At 65.9% G+C, this 20991-nt stretch carries 13 protein-coding genes; 10 read left to right on the top strand and 3 right to left on the bottom strand.

The features are described 5' to 3' along the window. Positions 1-5: 5 nt before the first annotated feature. Genes ACGRVM_RS14605 through ACGRVM_RS14595 form a run of 3 tightly spaced genes read left to right on the top strand, consistent with a single transcriptional unit; the run spans position 6 to position 2968 of the window. On the top strand, positions 6-665 hold the full coding sequence (locus tag ACGRVM_RS14605; RefSeq protein WP_377172498.1) for an ABC transporter ATP-binding protein: 660 nt from the start codon (positions 6-8) through the stop codon (positions 663-665). 48 nt (positions 666-713) lie between these two features. Next, positions 714-1433: a sulfotransferase gene (locus tag ACGRVM_RS14600; RefSeq protein ID WP_377172499.1), complete on the top strand. Its 720-nt coding sequence runs from the start codon at positions 714-716 to the stop codon at positions 1431-1433. Continuing rightward, positions 1430-2968 (top strand): glycosyltransferase, encoded by a 1539-nt coding sequence (locus ACGRVM_RS14595; RefSeq protein ID WP_377172500.1) that lies wholly within the window; start codon positions 1430-1432, stop codon positions 2966-2968. The genes ACGRVM_RS14600 and ACGRVM_RS14595 overlap by 4 nt, the downstream gene beginning before the upstream one ends. On the opposite strand, the gene ACGRVM_RS14590 is transcribed toward ACGRVM_RS14595, so the two are convergent. Continuing rightward, a complete protein-coding gene (locus ACGRVM_RS14590) occupies positions 2902-8760 on the bottom strand; it encodes a glycosyltransferase (protein WP_377172501.1) in 5859 nt (1952 codons plus the stop codon). The two genes, ACGRVM_RS14595 and ACGRVM_RS14590, sit on opposite strands and share 67 nt — an antisense overlap. Before the next feature lie 140 nt (positions 8761-8900). Between ACGRVM_RS14590 and ACGRVM_RS14585 the strand changes: the two genes are divergently transcribed. Then, positions 8901-9671: a hypothetical protein gene (locus tag ACGRVM_RS14585; protein WP_377172502.1), complete on the top strand. Its 771-nt coding sequence runs from the start codon at positions 8901-8903 to the stop codon at positions 9669-9671. Positions 9672-9678: 7 nt separating this feature from the next. Here ACGRVM_RS14585 and galE read toward each other — a convergent pair whose 3' ends face one another. After that, the gene (gene galE / locus ACGRVM_RS14580) at positions 9679-10668 is read right to left on the bottom strand and encodes a UDP-glucose 4-epimerase GalE (protein WP_377172503.1); all 990 of its coding nucleotides are present in this window, start codon (positions 10666-10668) and stop codon (positions 9679-9681) included. A 221-nt stretch (positions 10669-10889) separates the two neighbouring features. On the opposite strand from galE, the gene ACGRVM_RS14575 reads away from it, so the two are divergent. Next, entirely contained in the window at positions 10890-12056 is a 1167-nt protein-coding gene (locus tag ACGRVM_RS14575) for a nucleotide sugar dehydrogenase (RefSeq protein ID WP_377172504.1), read from the top strand. A 17-nt stretch (positions 12057-12073) separates the two neighbouring features. On the opposite strand, the gene ACGRVM_RS14570 is transcribed toward ACGRVM_RS14575, so the two are convergent. Next, a complete protein-coding gene (locus ACGRVM_RS14570; protein WP_377172505.1) occupies positions 12074-14809 on the bottom strand; it encodes a hypothetical protein in 2736 nt (911 codons plus the stop codon). Positions 14810-15002: 193 nt separating this feature from the next. Here ACGRVM_RS14570 and glf point away from each other — a divergent pair, with 193 nt between their 5' ends. From glf to ACGRVM_RS14545, 5 genes are all read left to right on the top strand, one after another. Beyond that, positions 15003-16115 carry a UDP-galactopyranose mutase gene (gene glf / locus ACGRVM_RS14565; protein WP_377172506.1) on the top strand — a complete coding sequence of 371 codons (1113 nt, stop codon included), beginning with the start codon at positions 15003-15005 and terminating at the stop codon, positions 16113-16115. Positions 16116-16295: 180 nt separating this feature from the next. Next, the gene (locus tag ACGRVM_RS14560) at positions 16296-17717 is read left to right on the top strand and encodes a mannose-1-phosphate guanylyltransferase/mannose-6-phosphate isomerase (RefSeq protein WP_377172507.1); all 1422 of its coding nucleotides are present in this window, start codon (positions 16296-16298) and stop codon (positions 17715-17717) included. A 48-nt stretch (positions 17718-17765) separates the two neighbouring features. Then, on the top strand, positions 17766-18881 hold the full coding sequence (gene gmd, locus ACGRVM_RS14555) for a GDP-mannose 4,6-dehydratase (RefSeq protein WP_377172508.1): 1116 nt from the start codon (positions 17766-17768) through the stop codon (positions 18879-18881). Next, a complete protein-coding gene (locus ACGRVM_RS14550) occupies positions 18878-19822 on the top strand; it encodes a GDP-L-fucose synthase family protein (RefSeq protein ID WP_377172509.1) in 945 nt (314 codons plus the stop codon). The genes gmd and ACGRVM_RS14550 overlap by 4 nt, the downstream gene beginning before the upstream one ends. Beyond that, positions 19819-20985, top strand: a complete 1167-nt coding sequence (locus ACGRVM_RS14545; RefSeq protein ID WP_377172510.1) for a DegT/DnrJ/EryC1/StrS family aminotransferase — start codon at positions 19819-19821, stop codon at positions 20983-20985. The genes ACGRVM_RS14550 and ACGRVM_RS14545 overlap by 4 nt, the downstream gene beginning before the upstream one ends. Positions 20986-20991 lie beyond the last annotated feature (6 nt).

Here is a 20991-nt window from a genome sequence, read left to right as displayed (position 1 = left end):
GCGCGATGATCCGTTTCGAAAATCTCACGAAAACCTACCGCGTTCAGGGCGCCAGAAAGACGATCATAGACGATCTCACGATCGAGCTGCCGACCGGCACGTCGCTGGGCCTTCTGGGCCTCAACGGCGCGGGCAAGTCGACGCTCATGCAACTCATAGCCGGGACGTTGCGGCCCGACAGGGGCCGGGTGATCTCGGACGGGTCGATCTCGTGGCCGGTGGGGTTCGGCGGCTCGTTCCATCCCGACCTGACGGGCGCACAGAACGTGCGCTTCATCGCCCGCGTCTACGGCGTCGACACGGACGAGCTGATGGCCTTCGTTGAGGAGTTCTCGGAGCTCGGCAAGCATTTCCACATGCCGGTGCGCAGCTATTCGGCGGGGATGAAATCGCGGCTCACCTTCGGGGCGTCCTTCGGCATCCGCTTCGATACCTACCTCGTGGACGAGGTGACTTCGGTCGGGGACGCCGCGTTCCGCCGCAAGAGCGAGGCGCTTTTCAAGGACCGGATGCAAGCCTCCAGCGCGATCCTCGTCAGTCACGAGATGGGCCAGCTGCGCAGTTACTGCGATTCCGGCATCGTCCTCGATCGCGGCACGCTGACCTATTTCGACGATATCGAGGACGCGATCGAGGCGCATCTCGCGACCGTCAGGAAGAGCTAGGTTGCGAGGGCCGGGAATGGGAGGGGCAAGCATGGGGATCGGGGCCGCGTGAAACGTTTCGTCATTCTCGGGCTGCCGCGCAGCGGATCGACCTATCTCATGACGTTGCTCGGCGCGCATCGGGATGTCTTTTGCAGCGGTGAGCAGTTCAATCCCTACGCCGTCATCGGGATCGGTGCGCAGGACGACAGTCACGAAGCGGTTCTGCGCCGGGACAAGGATCCCGTGGGGCACATGAACGCGTTTTTCGCCGCCGAAAAGGTGCGCGGCACGGCCTGCGCCGGGTTCAAGTTCATGATAGGGCACAATATCCGCCTGCTCGAGGAGCTTGGGAGGCGATCCGATATCGCGATCATCCATGTGTGGCGCGACAACCGGCTGGCGCAGGCTTCCTCGCTGATGAAAGCGGCCAAGACCCGCAACTGGGCGCAGACCCGGCGCGATGCGCATGTGCATCAGAAGATCCACGCGACGCCCCGGCAAATCAGCCATCGCTGGCACGAATACGCGACGTTCGATCATCTCGTCACAATCTGGCTGGCGTCCTTGCCGCATCATCGCATGGCCGTGGAATATCGCGAGATGTTCAAGCCGGGCTTCGAGCAAGAGATATGCGCCTTTCTGGGCATCCGGCCCCACGCGGGCATGAAAAGTCCGCTCGTCAAGCAGGGCAGCAATGCCATCCTCGATCGTTTCTCGCAGCCGGCGCCGCTGCGTTATTACTTCACGCAGCTCGGGCTCGAGCATTGGCTGGGCGAGGAATTGTGACGGCCCCTCTTCGTGTCCTTTACTACAACTGGGTCGATTACCTCGATCCCGAAGGGCGGGGCGGGGGCGTCACGCTTTATCAGGCGAACCTGATGCGGGCGCTGGGCGAGACGCGGGGCGTCGAGGCCGTCTTTCTCAGCGCGGGCGTCTCGCATGATCTGCGGCGTCGCGCCCCTCGGTGGGAGCGAGTGCGTCACGGCCCCGATACGGACCGGGGCAGGCGTTTCGAGATCGTGAACTCGGGCGTGCTCGCGCCCGCGCATCACAGCTTCGGAGATGCGGCGCAGCTCTCGCATCCGGCGACGCGAGACGTCTTCTTCGATTTCATCGAGCGGAACGGCCCGTTCGACGTCGTGCATTTCAACAATCTCGAGGGGCTGCCCGCCGACGCGCTCGCGCTGCGCGAGCGGTGGCCGCAGATGCGCGTCGTGCTGTCGCTCCACAATTACTACGCCTTCTGCCCGCAGGTGAACCTTTGGCACAATGAGCGCCGCTCCTGCGAGGATTTCGGTGGCGGCGCGCGCTGCATTGGGTGCCTGCCGCACCGCCACGATGGCAAATCGCTACGGCTCGCGGATGCGGTGGCCTACAGGATGAAACGCGCGGGGGTGCGTCCCGGCGGCTGGGCCTTCGATGGCGTCTTTCGCTTTGGTCTGCGCCCGGTGGGGCGTGCGCTCCGTATCCTCGGCAAGCTTCGGCGGAAGGCGCGCGCGCCGCGCGCGGAGGCGGCTTTCGCAGAGAGGCGCCGCCGCATGGTCGAGACCATCAACCGCAATTGCACCGATGTCCTTTGCGTCTCGGACGCGGTGCGCACGCTGGCCGAGCGCTACGGGATCTCGGCCGAACTGACGCGCACCGGCTATATCGGCACGCGGGCCGCCGAGCTTTTCGCGCAGACGGCGCCTGCGCCGAAACTGCCGAAGAGCGCGCTTCTGACGCTGGGGTTTCTCGGCTACATGCGCCGCGACAAGGGCTTTTACTTCCTGCTCGGCGCGCTCGAGGCGCTGCCCGCACAGATCGCACGGCGCATCAAGCTGGTCGTGGCGGCCCGCGCTGGCGGGCGCGAGGCGATGGACCGTCTCGCCGCGCTGCGGGGGCATCTGGGGGACGTCGTGCATCATGACGGCTATACCCATGACGCGCTGGACGGCCTTCTGGCCGAGGTGGATGTCGGGGTGGTTCCGATGCTCTGGCATGACAACCTGCCGCAAGTCGCCATCGAGATGCATGCGCGCCATATCCCGCTTCTGGTCTCGGACATGGGCGGCGCTTCCGAGCTCGGCCGCTGCGCCGACATGGTTTTCACAGCCGGAAGCATGCAGGATTTCGCCCGTTGCATCACGCGTCTCCTAAGCGGCGAGATCGACATGGACGCCTATTGGCGCGGCGCGATGCCGCCTCCGGACATGCGCGCGCATGTGGCCGATCTTCTCCACCTCTATCGCTCGTCCGAGGCGAATGTCGTCGATCAGGAGCCGAGACGGCGGCGCACGAAAGGCACGTCCGACCAGCGCATCGAGAGGTCCGCGTCGTAGATCACGCTCCGGCCCTCCGAGGCGAGGGCGAGGTATTTTCGGTATTCCTCGGCATCGTTGAAATGCTGGCCGCGCGCGACTTCGGCCTGTGCCTTGCGGCGGAAATCCGAATTGTACTTGAAATGCCCGAAGATGAGCTCGCGCTCCGCCACGCGCGTGCCGCCGACGAAGTGAAGTCCCGCCGAGAGGCGCATCCACGGCTGATATTTCAACAATGCGAGCTTCTGCGCGACGAAGAGATTCTGCGGCGAAGCGGGGATGAGCCTGTGGCGCAGCGCCGAGGTCCAGCAGGGCTGATCCGAGAAGGGACCTCGCCCGAGCGTGTTGCGCAAGAAGGGCTCGGCATCCGCGTATCCGGCCTCGGCGAACGGATCGCCCGAGGCGAAATCGGCCTTTTCGAGCGGGCCGCCCGGATACATGTCGAGCATGAAGACGCGGGCGGCATCGGCATTCTTAAACGCGGCGCCGGCCAGAAGGTCTTGCAACGTCTGGTCGCGGTTTTCCTGCCAGACCAGCAGCTCGTCCGCATCCGCGATCAGCGACCATTTCCCGACGCGGAACGCGGCCAGCATGGCCTGCTGCCACGCCACGCCGTAATGCGACAGCCTGTAATCCGTATCGACCGAGAAGAGCGCCACATCCGGCTGATCGGCCAGATATTCCAGCGTGCCGTCGACGGAGGAGTTGTCGGCGATGAGGAACGCCTCGACGCCGAGACGGCGGTAATGGGCGAGGAAATGTGGGAGCATGAACATCTCGTTGCGCATGCAGGCGACGACGGCGACCGGCGCGTCGCGGGCCGCTCTCACGCTGGCCTCGCCGCTGACCAGCTCGAGCGCGTTGCTCTGGTAGCCGAGGCGCGCGTTCTGATAGCTCGGCCAGATCTTGCGCGGCCAGAGACCGGGGGCGGAGAGGCGCTTCAGTGCGTCCCGTTGATCGAGATGTGTGTCGAGATGCACGAGGTGCACCGGCGCGGATCGGCTGGGAAAGAAGCTGTTGAGCCAAGAGGCCACGGGAATCGCCTTCGGGTGCGCGCGCCGCCGGATCGAGACGCGGTATTCCTCCTGCGAGACGCGGATGTCGCGCATGGCCAGAAGATCGCCCAGCATCTTGTCCTCCATGAAGGCGGCCGCGATGAGGCGGCGGCCTTCGGCGCTCGCGGCGGCGTCGAGCGCCGCGCGCATACCCCGCCGGCTGAGCGTGTAGCCCGACCCGCCATCCGCGTATTCCGAAGGCTCCGGCGACTTGTCGAGATCCATGCGCCCGCGCTCCGAGGTGGATTTGGCCTGATGCCAGACGCGGTCGAGCTGGCCCGGAACGCGGTGGAGCCGCCGGCCGTGATAGTCGAACTTGCGATAGGTGAGCGCGCCGAAGAAAAGCGGGGCGTTCAGAAAGCAGTCGTCATCGATCTTGAGCATGTGGCCGAAGCGGGTGTTGCGGTGAACCCAATCGATCGCCGCCAATGTCTTTTGCGGCAGACCCTCGTAATCGTCGGGCGCATCGAGATGAAGAATATCCCCCTCGAGCGTGCCGTCGCCGCCGCCCACCACCACGATGAAAGGGATCCCGAGTGGCTCGAGCAGGCTGAGCCAGCCGCTGCGCAAGGCGGGAATGCGCGTTTCGAGATAGGGCCTGCAGGAGAAAACAACGACGAGCGTATCGAAGAGGGGCGCGCCATCGGGCAGGCCGCCGGCATCACTGCCGCTCGGCGCCACGTCCAGCCGATCGAGCTGGTCAAGAAGGTGGCGAAGCGCGGCCGGGGGGGCGGACATACGGAGCAAACGGCGCGCTGGTCCCTCGAGCGCGGTCGCGGCACGGCACGCGGTATCGCCCGCCTTGTCCATCCGGCTCGCGCTCCATGTCGCCAGTGTCGCGACATCGGCGGCATTGGTGTCGCGGAATCCCGCGATCACCGAGAGCGCGATGCCGATCCCGAGGTGATGCGACGCGGCATCGCAAAGGGGCGCGAGCGCGCCGAGCAAGCCGGGTATGAGCCGCTGCTCGTCGAGGCTGCGCCGGGCGAGATCGGCAGCTATATGCTGCGCGGCGAGCTGCGGCGCGCGGGGCGTTTCGGGGTAAAGTTCAGCGAGCCGTTCGGGGAGCGTGTCCGCCGCCCTGTCAGGTAGATCGCAGCTCCCGGGGAATGCCATGTGCCGCAGCACGTCACCCGTGGGCGCGCGGCTCGGGTCCGACAGCTCGCGCCGCAGGCGGGGTGCGTCGATTGCATCTGCCGCATCGAACGTTGCAAGCGCCTTGTTCGTAGTCTCGCCGGAAGACATGGCCGCGAATGCGCCCCGCAGCTTCGTCATCTCGCGGGGCAGGGTTTCGCCTTCCAACGCCGACCAGAAGACTGGCGAGAGCGCGTAGATCCGGCCGAGCCTGTGCATGGTCTCGTCGCGGAGCGGGCGGGGAAGGCGGCGCCTGCGCTTCACGATCTGGGCCGCCGCGAGAGTGAGCTCGCGGCAATGGGCGCGGTCCCAATAGCCCGAGGCCTGAGCGGTCAGGAATTCGAGAAAGGCCGCGGTGATCCAGCCGAGACTGTCCTCCGGGAGCGTTCGATCCTCGAAGGCGCGCTGCAAGGTCCAACCGATCGCGGGCGTCACGATCCATTCGTCGCTCGGCCCCGCCATCGCATGGAGCGCGTCCGAGACATCGGTGTAACGCTTGGCCATCATCGAGAAGGGCAGGCTCGCCGAAAGCGCCCAGCGTCCGGGGGGCGGCGCAAGCGGCAGAAGGCACCGCGTGGCGGCGATCTCGTGAAGTCCGTCGAAATCGTTGCCCGAAAGGCAGAAGAACTCGGTCAACTGGAGAAAATAGGGGATAGTGGCCGCAGCGGAAATCTCGGTATCCGCAACGATGGCCAGCGGGTCGGGCCGCTGTCCTTTCGGGGCGATCTGGCTCTGGGCGAGGCGCGCAACGGCGCTGTCGATCTCGGCGCGCAGACGGTTCTGCGGCACGGGCGGGGGTCTGCTCGGCGCGAGACGGATCGATGGGGCAGCTGCGAGGAATTCCGAGAGACCGAAATGCCGCGCGATCTCATCGGCCCGCCGCCCCGCCTCTTCGCTGAGGCGCGGGCGCAGATCGGCATTGCGCATATGCTCGAGGATCGTCAAGCAAAGCGCGCTGTCCTCCACGGCGAGGGGCAGGCGTAGCAGGGCGTCGATGCGGGCGGCGATCTCGGCGCGGGTGATGCAGAAGGGCGGTTCATGCGCCATGCCTTTGGCCGAAATGACCAGCGGATCTTCCTCGCCCACATGCTGCCAGAGGCGTCCCGGCAGCATCGCCCTTCCGCCGTTCCGACCCGGCGCCGGGTCGATCTCGAGCGCGGTGCCATGCGCATCGCAAAGATGGGTCGCGCCGAAATGCTCGGGAACGCGCAGATCGAGCCGCGCGTCGAGGCTGATCCCGCCGCCCGTCTCGAGCGGGCAAAGCACCGTGGAGACATGAACCCCTCCGCCGATCTCGAAGCCGGTCGCTTCGTGCAGGCCCGCGAAGCGTCTGCGGCGGGGCAATGGGCCTTTGGTGGACCCGAAAATCTCGCGCTCATCGAGGGATACGCAAAGCTGCCGGTCGTCGAAGCGTATCGACAGGCGCGTGGTAATTTGCTCGAAAGTCGCAGCGCAACGATGCTCGCGGCGCCAGGTCAGGTCGCTGCGTTGATCGTTGAACACGACAACGCCCTCTTGAGGGCGGATCGAGATGTGGAGAAGCGCCGGCCCGTCGCTGCGCGCGGCGAAGGTGATGTTCGCATGCGCGCCGCCGCTCAGATCGGCGCGGCAATCGATGAGGGCGCCCTGCCCGCCATCCAATGCGTGCAGCCTTCGGGCAGATTGAGGCGCGGCCACCGGCGCGCGCGCGATGGCCTCGGCGATGAGAGCGCGGGGTCGCAGCACCTTGGCGAGCTTGGGGCCGATCTGCGGATCGAGGCCTGCGGCGCGATCCTGCCCGTAGCCCAGCCGTGCGGAGGCGAGCGCGGCATGCGTCGCCAGCATCATCCGCGCCCGGCGGGAATGTGACGTCCCGAAATAGGCCCGCTCGCGCAGCGCGCGCGCGAAAAGACGGCGCTCCCACCCGGAGGGCAGCGCGGCGCGCGTGTGAGTGGGCAATGTTGCCTTGAGCGTCGCCACGAGAATTGCATGGCTGCGCCGAAGCATGCCGGGGGCCTCGGGCCGATGCCACCGCGCGAAGCCGTCCCCGATCAGGGGGATCTCGGCTCCGGCCTCTGCGAGATAGATGCATCGCTCGGCCAGCAGCGCGGCCGCGAGACAGGGCGCCCAGTCGGAGCGTGGACCTTCGGAAAAGCGAATGCCGTGGGCCTCTATGAACGAACGGCGAAAAATTTTGGCCGAAGCATGCGCTTCGAGGCTGAGCGCCTGCGCCGGTGTGAGGGAAACCTCCCCGGCGACCGGCGTGCCCATCGGACAGGGCGCCATGTCGTGGATACCGTTATGCCAGATCGCCTGCGGATCGTCTTGCCGAACAAGCCGCATCGGGGCGAAACCGAAATCGGCTTCGCTGCGCAGCATGGCTTCTGTTCGCAGGAGAAGATTGCCTGGCGGCAGCGTGTCTCCGGCCAGTAGGAACACGACAAAAGCCCCGCGCGCATGCGCCAGCCCGTGATTGAAGGCGGCGCCCTCGTCGGGCAATTCGGAATGCGTGATGGTCCAGTTCGAGGGAAGATCGGGCAAGGCAGCTTTCGCTTTTCGCTGCGCAGCGAAAGTCTCGCAGACGAGCCGGACTTCATGGCCCGGCGAGGTCTGCTGCAGGAGGCTTCGGGCGGTGTTCGACAGGGCTTCGGTGTCCTCCCCGTTCCATGCGATCACGATGGTGAGGGGCAGATCGCCCTCCATCTCCACCCGCCAACTCTGCGCGATGTCGTCGTCCCAATTCGGCTCGAATGTCAGGCCGTTCGTCTGGAAATGACGCTGCGCGGCGGCGGCGAAATCGGCGCGGCGCTCCGGGTTGGCGAGGATCGTGCTGCGCTCGAAGACGAGGCGGGTTGCGATACGCGAGAGCGCCCTTTGGGCGCCTGGCCTGTTCGAGCGCTCGAAGATGCCGCGCAACCTGTCCAGAACACCCAACTGCTCGAACACGCGGTCGTCGTCGAGGCTCGTGATCTGGCCGCTCCGGTCTCGGGTCTGGATGTAGAGCGGCTCGGGCAGATGAAGAAGATGATCGGTGCGCGCGGCGGCGGCATGAAAGAAGGCGTGATCCTCGAACCATGTACCCTCGTCGAACCGAAGCCCGTCGATCAGGCTGCGCCGGTAAAGCTTGTTCCAGACGGAGGGAAAATGCGGGATTACATCGCACCAATCGCGAAAGCGGTAGAGGCGCCGCGCCCCATGCCAAGCCATATCGGGCGCGCCGTGGATCGCGGAATGGCGCCCTCCCGTGCCGTCCGGCAATGAGAATTGGATGCCGCAAGCGGCCCAATCGGCGCCGGTCTCGTCGAGGCTGCGCCAAAGCCGCGACAGGAAATCGGGCGCGAGCCTGTCGTCGCTGTCGAGAAAGGCGATGAAGGCGCCGCGCGCGAGATCGAGCCCGGCATTGCGCGCGGCGCTCAGCCCGGCATTCGCCTGCCGGACGAGACGAAACCGGCAATCGCCGCAGATCGCCTCGGCGGCGCGCGCCGCGCTGTCGTCGGTCGAGCCGTCGTCGATCAGGATCGCTTCGAAATCGGCAAGTATCTGCGCGCGCAGGCTCTCGATGCATTTTCCGACATGGGTGGCGACATTGTGGATCGGCACGATGACGGACACGAGCGGGCCGGCGTGCGGGGCGCGCCGGGTCATGGTCGTGAAGCAGGGTCGCGCCGTCTCATGTCTCTTTTCTTCCGCAATTTTAACGGGAGGTAAAGTGTTTCTGTTGCTCCATAGAATGTGCGGTGATACCAACGCCGCCAGTGAGGCCGAAACCTGCCGGAGCGCTTCCATTGAGTGAGCCATATCTCATCTGGACGATGCGCCGGACCGGGGGCACGACCCTTGCCAGCCTGCTCGCCAGCCTCTCGGAACATCCCAAGATCGAACATGAGCCGTTCAACCATGACAGGGCGCTGGGCCATGTCTTCCTGAGGTTCAAGGAGACCGGGGACGAGGCGATGCTGCGCGCGATGCTGCGCGAGTGTCTCGGGGCGCGACCTCTCATCAAGCATTGTCACGAGCTGAAGCCCGCCGCGTTCAACCTCGCGTTGCTTCAGGTGGCGTGTTCGCTCGGCTATCGGCAGGTCGTGCTCGACCGACGCAACGAGATCGACCGCATCCTATCGCTCGAACTGGCGGCGCTGACCGGTGCGTGGGGTGGCGCGGAGGCGCGCCGCATCTATCCCGCCATCGAGGCCGGCACGCAAACGCTGCCTGCGATGGACCTGCCGCGCCTCTTGCGCGAGATGACGCATTGTCATTTGCGTCGCCGCGAACTGGCCGAGATGATGCGGCAGATCGGGGCTGCGCCGTTCGTTGTTTATTTCGAGGATATCTATGCCGAGCATGCGCAGGGCCGTGCGCTGATCGAGCGGCTTCTGGCGTTTCTCGGCATCGATCCGGCGGAGCATGAGGGCTACGAGCGGCTGGTGGAGGAGGCGCTCCTGCGCCGGGGTCAGAACTCGGCACGGATCATGGACGCGGTGCCGAACCTTGCCGAGATGAAGGCGGAAATGGCGCGCCACGAGGCGGAATGCCGCCCGGTATTCGAGGCGTCCTGACCGCGCGTCAGGAGCGGGCGCGCTCCGCGAAGGCCCAGGCGTCGCGCACGATGGTTTCGAGATCGCTGTGCCGCGGTCGCCAGCCCAGAACCTCGCCCGCGCGCGTCGCATCCGCGATAAGGCGGGCGGGATCGCCGGGGCGTCTCGGATCTTCGGAAACCGCGAATTCGCGGCCCGTGATCCGCCGCACCGCGTCGATCACCTCCCGCACGCTCTGGCCCGCGCCGGTGCCGAGGTTGATCGGCTGAAAACCGGGGGCCTCCTGCGCCAAGAGATGCGAGACCGCGGCGACATGGCCCGAGGCGAGATCGCTCACGTGGATATAGTCCCTGATGCAGGTGCCGTCGGGCGTGTCGTAATCGGTGCCGTAGATCCGGATCTGCGCTCGCTTGCCTTGCGCGGCTTCGATGACGAGCGGGATGAGGTGCGTTTCGGGATCGTGCCGCTCGCCCGTGCGGCCCTCCGCATCGGCGCCCGAGGCGTTGAAATAGCGCAGGGCAATCGCGCGCAGACCGTGAGCGGGCACGCAGCGCTCCAGGACGGTCTCGACCATCGCCTTGCTGTCGCCGTAGGGATTGATCGGATCGCGCGGCAGCGTCTCGGGCAGGAGCGGCGCGCCCGCCTGATTGCCATAGACCGCGGCGGTCGAGGAAAAGACGAGGCGGCTCACCCCGGCGGCGTTCATCGCGGCGAGGAGGGAGAGCGTTCCGGCGACGTTGTTCTCGAAAAAGGGCAGCGGCGTCAGAACGGATTGCCCGGCCTCGATGAGCGCGGCGAAATGGATGACGCAGGCGATGTCATGCGTCTCGAGCGTGCGCGTGAGGTGTGCCGTGTCCGACAGTTCCCCCTCGACGAGCGCGTCGCCGAAACAGGCATCGCGGTGACCGGACGAGAAGTTGTCATAGACGACCGCGCCGAACCCCGCGTCGCGCAGGGCGAGCACGGTATGCGAGCCGATATAGCCGGCGCCGCCTACCACGAGTACGTTCTTGCTCATCCGGTGCATCCTGTCGGAACGGTCCCTTCATCCGCTGATGCCAGCTTGCCGCCAATCGCGCAAGCCCGGCGCGAGTGTCGCACCGGCGCATCGCCCGGCGGCGCAATGCCGGGCCCGGTGCATTCGATCTGGCGCCGCGGCGCGCGGCGCCGCATAGTCCGCCCAAGAATTGCGCAGGCGGGGCCGCCCCGCCTAGCGCGACAGAGGGGCAGGAGCGAGACATGAAAATAGCGGTTGCGGGGCTTGGATATGTCGGGCTGTCCAATGCGGTCCTTCTTGCGCAGCATAACGACGTCATGGCCGTCGATCTCTCGGCCGAGCGCGTCGCGGCCGTCAACGCGCGGCGCAGCCCGATCGTGGATCCGGATATCGAGGACTATCTGGCGACCCGCGACTTGTCGCTCACCGCGACCACGGACGCGGCAGAAGCCTTCGCGGATGCCGAGTATATCCTGATCGCGACGCCGACCAATTACGACAGCGAAACCAACTACTTCGACACGTCGAGCGTCGAGAGCGTCGTCGCGCAGGCCCTTGCGCTCAATCCGCGCGGTCATATCATCATCAAGTCCACCATCCCGGTGGGCTTTGTCGAGAGGCTGCGCGCGGAGACGGGAACGGACCGCATCGTCTTCAGCCCGGAGTTCCTGCGCGAGGGCCGCGCGCTTCATGACAACCTTCATCCCAGCCGCATCGTGGTCGGGGCCGAGACCGACGCGGCCCGGCGCTTTGCCGAATTGCTGGTCGAAGGGGCCATCGCGACAAACATTCCGGTGAAATTCACTGGCCCGTCCGAGGCGGAGGCGATCAAGCTTTTCGCCAATACCTACCTTGCAATGCGCGTCGCCTTCTTCAACGAGCTCGACAGCTATGCCATCGTGCGCGGGGTCGACAGCCGCCAGATCATCGAGGGCATCAGTCTCGATCCGCGGATCGGCAACCATTACAACAACCCTTCCTTCGGCTATGGCGGCTATTGCCTGCCCAAGGATACCAAGCAGCTTCTGGCGAATTACTCGGAGGTTCCGCAGAACCTCATCCGCGCCATCGTGGACACGAACCGGACCCGCAAGGATTTCCTCGCCGATCAGATCATCGCGCGCAGGCCGCGCGTCGTGGGTGCCTACCGCCTCGTGATGAAGGCCGGATCAGACAATTTCCGCCAGTCTTCGGTGCAGGGGATCATGAAGCGCATCAAGGCCAAAGGTATCGAAGTCATCGTCTACGAGCCCGCGATGGAGGAGGAGACCTTCTTCAACTCGCGCGTGCTGCGCGATCTCTCGGCGTTCAAGGCCGAGGCGGATATCATCATGGCGAACCGCATGACCGCCGATCTCGACGATGTGGTGGGCAAGGTCTTTACCCGCGATCTTTTCGGCGGAGATTGATCCGGCTCGCCCGGCGATCAGCCGAATATGAAATGATCCGCCGTGAGGTGCGACATCATCATGTCCTCGAGAATGACCTGACCGTTGTGCAGCTCGATCACGGTGTCGTGGTTCCACTGCCAGATCTGCAATCCTTCGAAGGCGACCGGGCTCACGTCGATATGGATCATGTCGATCCCGCGCTCGAAATCCCTGATGCGATCGAAGCCTGAATCCCGAAAGCGGAAATAGAAGGTGTCGGCCCCGTCGCCGCCGATGTTGACGTCATTGCCCGGCCCGCCGCGCAATTCGTCGTGTCCGCGCCCGCCATGAAGGACATCGTCGCCGTCACCGCCCCCCAGCAGATCGTTGCCGTCATCGCCATAGAGCGTATCGTGGCCCGAGTTGCCCCAGACGAAATCGTCGCCGTCATCGCCGTGCATGATGTCGTCGCCGACGAAGCCGCCGACCGTATCGACGCCCTCGCCGCCGCTGAGCGTGTCATCGCCCGAGCCGCCCCAGACCAGATCGTTGCCCTCTTCGCCGAAAAGCCTGTCGCGATGGTCGCCGCCGCCGAGCGTGTCGTTGCCCGCGCCGCCCCATCCCCAATCGTCGCCCGCGTTGCCCCAGACCACGTCATTGCCCGCACCGCCGTGGAAAACATCGTCGCCGAGAAAGCCGCCGAGCGTGTCGTTTCCGGCGCCGCCATGGAGCGTGTCGTTGCCGATATCGCCCCAGACGCCATCGCTGCCGTCGCCGCCGAAGATCTCGTCGTCACCATCGTCGCCATAGAGCGTATCATTGCCGCCGCCGCCTTCGATCGTGTCGTCCCCGTCGCCGCCGAAGGCGAGGTCGGCGCCGTCGCCCGCATCGAGACTGTCGCGCCCGCCGTCGCCGTAGAGGCGGTCGTCGCCCTCCCCGCCCTCGAGCGTATCGTTGCCCGCTTCGCCGCGAAGCACGTCGGCGCCGATATCTCCGCGCAGCGTGTCGCGCCCGTCATGTCCGACAAGCGTATCCGCTCCGTCGGTGCCGATCATGAGATCGTCGCCCGCGTTGCCGCCCATCCAGTCATCCCCGGCGCCGCCCTCGAGCCGGTCGTTGCCGTCGCCTCCGATCAGGATGTCGTCGCCTGTCGATCCGCGCAGCGTGTCGTTGCCGCTTCCCCCGTCGAGCGTGTCGTTCCATGCGTCGCCCTCCAGAAGGTCCGGGCCAGGGGTGCCGAGGCGGCTCACGCCTTCTCCCGGAAGGAGCGGGGGTGCAGGCGGCTCCGTCCGCTCGAGAACGGGGATGCGGTCGGGCCAGCTGAAGAAGGGGCCGAAGATGTCGCTCCGCTCGAGGCGGCCGCCATCGGCGCTCCGCAGATCTAGGGTGGTGCTCCCGATGCGCAGGCGCGCGCCCCATGAGGCGGGGCTCAAGGTGACTTGGTCCGGACCGCGCAGCATCGCGAAGCCCGAGAGGTCCAGCCGGTCGAACGCCGGGTCGAAATCGAGGATCCGGGCGCCCGAATGTCCATCGGCCAGCACGAAGAGATCGCGCCCCGCGCCGCCCGTGAGCCGTGCGCCCGCCGCACCGACGAGAATGTCGTCGCCCGCGCCGCCGTTCAGCGTATCGTTCGTGCCCGCAATCATCAGATCATCGAGCGCGCCGCCGGTGAGGCTCGCGGCCGGACCCAAATCGCCGCGCGAGATCGCGCCGAGGCGCGAGAGATCCACCTCGAGCCGGCTGACGCCCCGAGAGGCGCCGCTGCTGACGAATATCTGAAGGCGGCTGCCGATCATGGCCAGCTCTATGGCTTCGACATTCATCAGACCCGTGCCCGTCGCGGCTGCGAGCGACTCGAGATGGAGGAGCCTGCCGCCGGGCAGGAGCGTGAAGAGGCTGAGCCCGTCATCCGCGCCGCCCGCGACGATGAAGACGCGGTCTCCCACGCTCAGGGCACCGACGGAGGTGACCCTACCGAAGCGGGTTTCGAGCGTATCCATGACATGATCGACCGCGCCGAGCGTGCCGGTGGGCGAGAGCGAGAGCACGCTGAGGCTCGAGCTGCCCGCGGCGCCGAGGATCACCCATGTCTGGCCGAAGGCGGTGACGGTCTCGAAGGCGGTGGGGGTGCCGATCCCCAGACCCTGCTCGGCCCCGATGCTGCCCGAGGAGGTGACGCCGCCCGTCGCCGCGTCGATGCGGTAGCTGCCGATCGCGTCGGTGGTGTGGGAGGAGGCGAGAAGAAAGCTCTGCCCGCCAGACCAGGCGATGCCGATATCCGTCACCCCGGCAAGCGTTGGACCCGCGCCGGTGAGACTGCTCACGTCGAGATGGCCGGAGGCTGTGGCGCCCGCGCGCTGGAGCTGGCCGGTTTGGGAAGAGACCGTGTAGAAGGCGGGGCCGCCGACGAGTTCATGCGCGGCGAGGGCGGTGATACCGGAGCTGCCGGCAATCGTGCCGCCGCCGGTGAGCGCCCCGGTCGCGGTGAGGGTGACGCGATAGGCGTTGGTGTTGGCGTAGCTGCCCAGCGTGATCGCCGCCGCGTTTCCCGAGACGGCCGCCACGAGCATGCCGCCCGATGTAGGCGCTCCGGTGCCCGAGAAGACCTGCATCCCGGCGACCGCGCCCGCCGCGCCGTCCGGGCCGAGCCGATAGCTGCTCAGCCCGCCGCTCCGGCCCGTCGCGGCCAGAAGGAAGGAGACGCCGCCGAGCTGGACGATCTCGAGATGGCGAATGTCCACGTCGAGCGCCTCGATGCCCGCAAGGATGCTTTGCCGGTGCGTGAGATACATGTGGGATGACCCGATTGATGCTGGCGCGCCTGTGTTGGTGCCGCAGCATCGGGGATGAGCCCGGGCCCGAATCTGGCGAAAACGGGCCGTTTCGCGCGAGTTCGAGACTGATTTTAAGGATGTTTTAACGAGTGCGCGTCATCTTGCTGAGCAAGGCTGCGCCGGGGTTTCGGCGCCGATCGAAAGGCGCAAGATGAAGATCCTCATTGTCGGAGCGGGTCTGAGCGGGGCGGTGCTCGGCCGCAGTTTGGCCGAGGATGGACACCAAATCACGGTGATCGACAGCCGACCGCATGTGGCGGGCAATTGCCATACGGAGCGGTGCCCCGAGACCGGCGTGATGGTGCATGTCTATGGCCCGCATATCTTCCACACGGACGATGCGGAAGTCTGGGATTTCGTCAATCGTTACGCGCGCTTCATGCCCTACCGCAACCGGGTCAAGAGCATGGCGGGCGGCATGGTCTATGCGCTGCCGATCAATCTGCACACGATCAACCAGTTCTTCGGCAAGGCCATGCGGCCCGAAGAGGCGCGGGCCTTCATCGAAGAGTTCGAGGCCGACAGATCCATCCGCGATCCGCAGAGCTTCGAGGAACAGGCGCTGCGTCTCGTCGGGCGTGGCCTCTACGACGCCTTCCTGCGCGGCTATACCGAGAAACAGTGGGGCTGCGCACCCGATACCCTGCCGGCCTCGATCCTGAAGCGGCTTCCTGTGCGGTTCGACTATGACGACAACTATTTCGCCCATCGCTTTCAGGGCATCCCGGCGGAGGGCTACACGGAGATGGTCGAGGCGATCCTCGATCATCCGATGATCGACGTGCATCTGAATACGCCCTATGCACCGCATCATGCGATGCGGGCCGAGCATATGGTCTGGTCAGGGCCGCTCGACGGCTTTTTCGATTACCGTCTGGGCCGTCTCGGCTATCGCACGCTCGATTTCGAGCGGTTCACGGCGGACGGCGATTGGCAGGGATGCGCGGTGATGAATTACCCCGACCGCGACGTGCCCTGGACCCGCGTGACCGAGCACAAGCATTTCGCGCCGTGGGAGGTTCATGAGCGCACGGTGTGCTACCGCGAATTCTCGCGCGCCTGCGGGGCAGAGGATATTCCCTACTATCCGATCCGTCTGGTCGAGGAAAAAGCGCTGCTGAAAGCCTATGAGGCACTGGCGGCGCGAACGGAAGGGGTGACCTTCGTCGGCCGGCTCGGGACCTATCGCTATCTCGACATGGATGTGACGATCCGCGAGGCGCTGGATGCGACCGCGAAGATCACCGCGCGCCGGGCGGCCTGACGCGGGGCGGCGATGCCATGGGTGGCAGGAATTGCGCGGATATGCCGGGAATGCCCTTGCAAAGGCATGGTGTAAAATGCTGACTGAGGGCGGAATTGCGCGGCTTGGCCCTGCCGCGCTGCGCCCGGGTCATGTCGTGCTCGGCGCCACAGGAACGCCGAAACACGGGACGAGCGCCTCATGATACATCCGGTTCTTCTTTGCGGTGGCTCGGGCACGCGTCTCTGGCCGCTCTCGCGCCAATCCTACCCCAAGCAATTCGCGCGCCTCACCGGCAATGAGAGCCTCTTTCAGGGGTCCGCGCGGCGGCTTTCGGGCGCGGGTTTCGTAGCGCCGCTCGTGGTGACGGGCGATCCTTTCCGCTTCATCGTGACCGAGCAGTTGGCGCAGGTGGGCATGGCGCCGCAGGGCATTCTGATCGAGCCGGAGGGGCGCAACACGGCCCCCGCCGTGCTGGCCGCGGCGCTTTGGCTCGCCCGGCGGGACGCGGCGGCGCTCATGCTGATCGCGCCGTCGGATCATGTGATCCCCGACGATACGGCGTTCCGTGCGGCCGTCGCCGCAGCGGTGCCCCAGGCCGAGGCCGGCGATCTGGTGACCTTCGGGATCGCGCCCACGCGCCCCGAAATCGGCTATGGGTATCTCGAGCTGGCCGCCGGGGCACAGGCGGACGCCGCGTCGCCGCAGCCATTGGCGCGCTTCGTCGAAAAACCGAATGCGGCGCGGGCGGAGGAGATGCTGGAGGCCGGACATTATCTCTGGAACGCCGGAATTTTCCTCTGCACCGCCGAGGCGATCGTCGCCGCGTACAAGACCTACGCCCCCGAGATGCTGGAGGCGGTCGCCGCCTCGGTGGAGGATGCCGAGACCGATCTGGGCTTCACGCGGCTTGCCGCCGAGCCTTGGGCGCGCGCCGAGAACACCTCGATCGATTTCGCGATCATGGAGAAGGCGGGCAACCTGGCCGTCATGCCGTATGCGGCGGGTTGGTCGGATCTCGGCGGCTGGGATGCGGTCTGGCTGGAATCGGGGCCGGATGCCGCGGGCAATGTCTGCTCGGAACATGCCACGGCCATCGCCTGCGAGGACACACTCCTGCGCTCGGAGAGCCCGGATCTGGAGCTGGTGGGCATCGGTTTGCGCGACGTCATCGCCATCGCGATGAACGATGCGGTGTTGGTCGCGCACAAGTCCGAAGCGCAGCGCGTCAAGGAAGCGGTGAGCGCGCTCAAGGCGCGGGGCGCGTCCCAGGCGGTGCAGCTTCCGCGCGACTACCGGCCTTGGGGCTGGTACGAGAGCCTTGCGCTGGGCGCGCGCTTTCAGGTCAAGCGGATCGTGGTCAATCCGGGCGCGAGCCTCAGCCTGCAAAGCCATCACCATCGGTCCGAGCATTGGGTCGTCGTCGAGGGCACGGCGCGCGTCACCGTGGACGGAGAGGTCAGCCTTCTGGGTGAAAACCAGTCAGTCTACATCCCGCTCGGGGCCGTGCACCGGATGGAGAACCCCGGCAAGCTGCCGATGGTGCTGATCGAAGTTCAGACCGGCAGCTATCTGGGCGAGGACGATATCATCCGTTATGAGGACGTCTATGCGCGCAGCTAGCACCGGAAGGATTCGGCGCGCGCGGCGAAAGGTGAAGGAGAGACGTCGATGAAGAAGGCTTTCATCACGGGCACGACGGGGCAGGACGGCTCGTATCTGGTCGAGTTCCTGCTGGAGAAGGGCTATGAGGTGCATGGCCTCAAGCGCCGCGCGTCGTCGTTCAACACTCAGCGGATCGACCACCTGTTTCAGGATATCCACGAAGAGCCGCGCTTACGGCTGCATTACGGCGATCTGACCGACAGCTCGAACCTCACGCGGCTCCTCTCCGAGATCGCGCCCGACGAGATCTACAATCTCGGTGCGCAAAGTCATGTCGCGGTCAGTTTCGAGGCGCCGGAATACACCGCCGATGTCGATGCGATCGGCACGCTGCGCCTCTTGGAGGCCATGCGCTTTCTGGGGATGGAGAAGACCTGCCGCTTCTATCAGGCCTCGACCTCCGAGCTTTACGGGCTGGTGCAGGAGACGCCGCAGAGCGAGACGACGCCCTTCCATCCGCGCTCGCCCTATGGCGTGGCCAAGCTCTATGCCTACTGGATCGCCGTGAATTACCGCGAGGCCTATGGCATGTATGCCTGCAACGGCATTCTCTTCAATCACGAGAGCCCGCGCCGGGGCGAGACCTTCGTCACGCGCAAGATCACGCGGGGCCTCGCCAATATCGCGCAGGGCCTCGACGACATGCTTTACATGGGCAATATCGACAGCCTGCGCGATTGGGGGCATGCGAAGGATTACGTGCGCATGCAGTGGATGATGCTCCAGCAGGACACGCCCGAGGATTTCGTGATCGCGACGGGCGTTCAGCATTCGGTGCGCGAGTTCATCACCTGGGCCGCAGAAGATCTGGGCATCACGCTGGCGTTCGAGGGCAAGGGTGTCGACGAGGTGGCCGTGGTCGAGCGGGTCGAGGGCGATGACGCGCCTCACGTGAAACCCGGGCAGGTCATTATGCGGATCGACCCGCGCTATTTCCGCCCCGCCGAGGTGGAAACGCTTCTGGGCGATCCGAGCAAGGCGAAGGCCAAGCTCGGCTGGGTGCCCGAGATCACCGCACGCGAGATGTGCGCCGAGATGGTCGAGGCCGATCTGAACGCGGCCCGGCGCCACGCGCTTCTGACCGCGCATGGCTATGACGGCGCGCAGGGGTTTCACGAATGAGCGATGCCGGGGCGCGTGGCCGCATGCTGCTGACCGGCGGGCGCGGCATGGTTGGCAGCAACATCCGCGAGCATGTGCGCGCGGCCGAATGGGAAATCCTCGCACCGACCAGCGCCGAGCTGGACCTGACCGATTTCAGGGCGACGGCCGACTATATCGCGCGGCATCGGCCCGATATCGTGGTGCATGCGGCGGGTCGGGTCGGGGGCATCCAGGCCAACATGGCCGATCCCGTCGGGTTTCTCGACACCAACACGGCCATCGGTCGCAGTGTCATCATGGGGGCGCGGGCGGCGGGCGTTCCGCGGCTACTCAACCTCGCCTCCACCTGCATCTATCCGCGCGACGTGTCGGGTCCGCTTTCCGAGGAGATGGTCCTGACCGGCCCGCTCGAGCCGACGAACGAGGGCTATGCGCTCGCCAAGATCATGGCGCTGCGGCTTTGCCAGTATATCCGCGCCGAGGCGCCGGGGATGCAGTACAAGACGCTGATTCCGTGCAATCTTTATGGCCGGCATGACAGCTTTGACGCCGCCGCCTCGCATATGGTGCCCGCCGTCATCGCCAAGATCCATGCGGCGCGCACGGCGGGAGAGGACAGGGTCGAGATCTGGGGCGACGGCACCGCGCGGCGCGAGTTCATGTATGCGGGCGATCTGGCCGATGCGGTGCTGCGCGCGGCGGCCGAGCCGGGCGCGCTGCCGGATCTTATGAATGTCGGCGTCGGGTCCGACCATTCGGTGACCGAGTATTACGCCGCCGCCGCCGAGGTGATCGGCTGGACGGGGCGCTTCACCTATGATCTGAGCAAGCCCGTCGGCATGAAGCGCAAGCTTTGCGACACGACCCGCCAGACCGCATGGGGCTGGCGGCCGCAGACCGATTTGCAGGCCGGCATGGCGGCGACATATCAATTCTATCTCGAAAGGCTGTCTTCATGAGCGCGCGTTTCCCTCTTGCCACCTCCTCCTGGGATCAGGCCGAGCAGGATGCGCTCCAGCGCGTCATCGCCTCCGACCGTTTCACCATGGGCGCCGAGGTGGCCGAGTTCGAGCGCCGCTTCGCCGCGCATTTCGGCAGCCGCTTCGCCGTCATGGTCAATTCCGGCTCTTCCGCGAACCTGCTCATGGTTGCGGCCCTGGCTTATACATCGAACCCCGATCTGCGGCTGAAGCCCGGCGACGAGGTGATCGTGCCTGCGGTCAGCTGGTCGACCACGTACTATCCGCTCCACCAATACGGGCTGAAACTGAAATTCGTCGATGTCGATGCCGAGACGCTCAACTACGATCTGGACGCGCTCGCCGATGCGGTGACGGAGCGCACCCGCGCGCTGATGGTCGTGAACCTTCTGGGCAACCCGAACGATTTCGACGCCATCGCGCGCATCACGAATGGGCGCGGCATCGTCATGATCGAGGACAATTGCGAGTCGATGGGCGCGCGGCTCGGCGGCAGGCAGTGCGGCACGTTCGGCGTGATGGGCAGCTTCTCGACATTCTTCTCGCACCATATCTCGACCATGGAGGGCGGCGTCGTCGTAACCGACGACGAAGAGCTTTACCACGTGATGCTGTCCTTGCGCGCGCATGGCTGGACGCGCAACCTTCCCAAGAAAAACCATGTCACCGGCACCAAAAGCGACGATCCCTTCGAGGAGAGCTTCCGTTTCGTGCTGCCCGGCTACAATCTGCGCCCACTCGAGATGTCGGGCGCGCTGGGGATCGCGCAACTCGACAAGCTGGACGGGCTGATCGCGGGACGCAGGCGCAACGGCGCGGCCTTCGTCGAGGCGATGCAGGACCATCCGAAGTTTCGCATTCAGCGCGAAATCGGCGAAAGCAGCTGGTTCGGCTTTTCGCTCATCCTGCGCCCCGATCTCGAGTTGAGCCGCGCCGACGTGGTGCGGGGACTCGAGGCCGAGGGGTTCGAGTGCCGCCCGATCGTGGCGGGAAATTTCGCGCGCAAGGAGATCGTGAAGCATTTCGACTTCGAGATTCACGGCGATTTGGCGAATGCCGATTATCTCGACGGGCGCGGGCTCTTCGTGGGCAATCACCACTACCCCATCGACGAGGCGATCGCCGCGCTGGCGGCGTTCTGAATCCGG

Source organism: Roseovarius aquimarinus (assembly GCF_043661195.1).
In the GTDB taxonomy this organism is placed as follows: domain Bacteria; phylum Pseudomonadota; class Alphaproteobacteria; order Rhodobacterales; family Rhodobacteraceae; genus Roseovarius; species Roseovarius aquimarinus.
The sequence above is the reverse complement of the archived record's forward strand: the minus strand, read 5'-3'. Positions and strand labels throughout refer to the sequence as shown.